This is a genomic window from Streptomyces sp. NPDC059900 (genome assembly GCF_050270335.1).
GTDB lineage: Bacteria > Actinomycetota > Actinomycetes > Streptomycetales > Streptomycetaceae > Streptomyces.
In genome coordinates, this window is the sequence record NZ_JBNNJZ010000904.1 from 1 (window position 1) to 2,255 (window position 2,255).

General features: G+C 69.0%; 2 protein-coding genes. Both read right to left on the reverse strand.

Annotated features, from left to right (window positions below; translation table 11 throughout):
• On the reverse strand, positions 1-1,350 hold a 1,350-nt coding region (locus ACQKIP_RS45520), incomplete at its 3' end, for a WD40 repeat domain-containing serine/threonine protein kinase (RefSeq protein ID WP_427745683.1).
• Positions 1,351-1,624: 274 nt separating this feature from the next.
• Positions 1,625-2,044, reverse strand: coding sequence for a hypothetical protein (locus ACQKIP_RS45525; protein ID WP_365856798.1), 420 nt, complete (start codon positions 2,042-2,044; stop codon positions 1,625-1,627).
• Positions 2,045-2,255: the final 211 nt, after the last annotated feature.

The window sequence follows — 2,255 nt, forward strand, 5'->3', positions numbered from 1 at the left end:
GAGCCGGACCGTCGTGTCCATGCTGCCGGTGGCGACCATCCGGCCGTCGGGAGAAATCGCCACCCCCACCACGGCGTCGGTGTGACCGGTCAGGGGGTCGCCGACGGGCTGGCCGGTCACGGGATCCCACAAGCGCGCCGTTGCGTCTGCGCCGGCCGAGGTGATGAGCCGGCCATCGGGAGAGAACGCCACATCCTCCACGGTGGCCGTGTGGCCTGCCAGAGGTTCACCGACGGGTTGGCCGGTGGCGGTGTCCCACAACCGGACCGTTGTGTCCATGCCGCCGGTGGCAAGGAGGCGGGCGTCGGGGGAGAAGGCCATACGGAACACGGTGCCGGTGTGCCCTGCCAGGGGCTGGCACACCGGGCGGGCGGTGGCCGGGTCCCACAATCGCACCGTTCCCTGCGGGTCGATGCAGGTGGCGAAGAGGTACTCGCCCGGCTCGGGCGTGGCGGGGGCGTCCAGCTGGGTGGGTGGCCAGGGCGAGCCATTTGCCGGGGGTTCGGTTACCAGGAGGAGTTGCCTCAGCGCCCAGGCGAGATCCGCGGCGTTCGCGAACCGCTGGTCGGGGTCCTTGTGCAGCAGAGTGAGCACGAGGTCGTCCCAAGCGGCCGGGATGCCCGCCCGTATCGCGCTGGGGGCGGGCGGCGGCTGGGTGAGGTGTGCCGAGAGGTAGCCCATCGAATCGGGGGCCTGAAAGGGCAATCGGCCTGTGAGCAGCTCGAAGAGGAGGCAGCCGAGGGCGTACAGGTCGCTGCGTGGTTCGGGAAGACCACGTGGTTGTTCGGGGGCGATGTAGGGAGGTGTGCCCACGATCAGGCCGGTCTGGGTGAGGCGATCCCCGATCGCGTTGCTGTCGGCCGCTCTTGCGATACCGAAATCCAGGACCTTCACGGTGCCGGTCGGCGTGATGAAGATGTTGGAGGGCTTGATGTCCCGATGCATGATCCCGCTGTTGTGCGCGTCGTCCAGCGCGTCAGCTATCTGCGCTCCCCAGCGAGCGGCATCAGCCGTGGAGATGATGTCTCGACCGATCAGCACGTCCAGGCCCTCGCCCCGGACCAACTCCATCACCAGGAACGGCACCTTCTCGCCCTCGACGTCGGCCTCGCCGAGGTCATGAATGGTCACGATGCCGGGGTGCTGCAACCGAGCGGTGATCCGCGCCTCGCGCAGGAACCTGGCCCGCGCCTCGTCACCGCGGCGTCCGCCGCCGGCGAGCAGGGAAATCACCTTGACCGCGACGCGTCGGCCAAGCCGCTCGTCCTGCGCCTCCCATACCTGCCCCATACCGCCCTCGCCGAGTTCCCGCACCAACCGGTAGCGGTCCCCGAAGAGTTGGTCTCGCACTGCTGCGCCTCCCCCGATTCAGACGGACATCGACCGTGGCCGCACCGGCGAGACGCCCGCCGCTGGGAATTCCGTTGAACGGCAGGGGAGTTCGCCGAGTCGATCAGCCGTGATCCGGATCAGCTTGCCATCTCCGGCGCATCGGCGTCCGCAAAGCGCGGCCATCGCAAGGCGGTCGCTTCAGGCGGGTGGGCGGAGGGGCTCGTTCATGCGTCCGTGTCGGCGTCGACAACGGCATCACAGATCATGGCCGTCGCCCACGGTCCGGCGGCGGCTATGGCGCTTGGCGTGCCGGGCCGTTGTGTGTGTTCGACGGCGCTCCGGCAAGCAGCCACTTCCAGCGGCGGCGCTCGGTGACGAGGGAGGTGAGTGCCATCAGAGTTACGAGAACCGCCGCCCACGTCGGCCATGCCAGCCACGACGAAGTCACCGCTGCGGCGAGCTGGAGCAGGACGAGGAGAATCGTGACCCAGCCCGGCACGGCGATGATCACGCTCGCCTTGTCGCCCGGTGTGGAGAAGACTGTGGGAAGACCGATCAGGAGCACCACGGACAGGGCGGCGAGGAGCCACGAGCGGTCGGCCAGTGCCCAGGGGGTTGCCACCCAGGCGACGAGTTCCACCGCGAAGCGCAGAGCGGACGCGGTGCGGTCATCGGGCCGCGCCGAAACCGTATTCCCAGCAGTGTCGGACATCCCAGGACGATCTCACAGCAAGCACGCAACAGCCAGACGGAGAGGCGCAGTTGCCGGCCGGCGTGGTCCCTCATTCGCCGGAATGGCTGTGCTGCCCGAGCAGGCCGAGCGCCATCAGCACGGTGACACAGAGCGTCATCCAGGCCACGAACGCGCCGCCGCCGTACAGCACCGCGCCGGCTACCGATGCGCCGGCCACATGTGAAAGCAC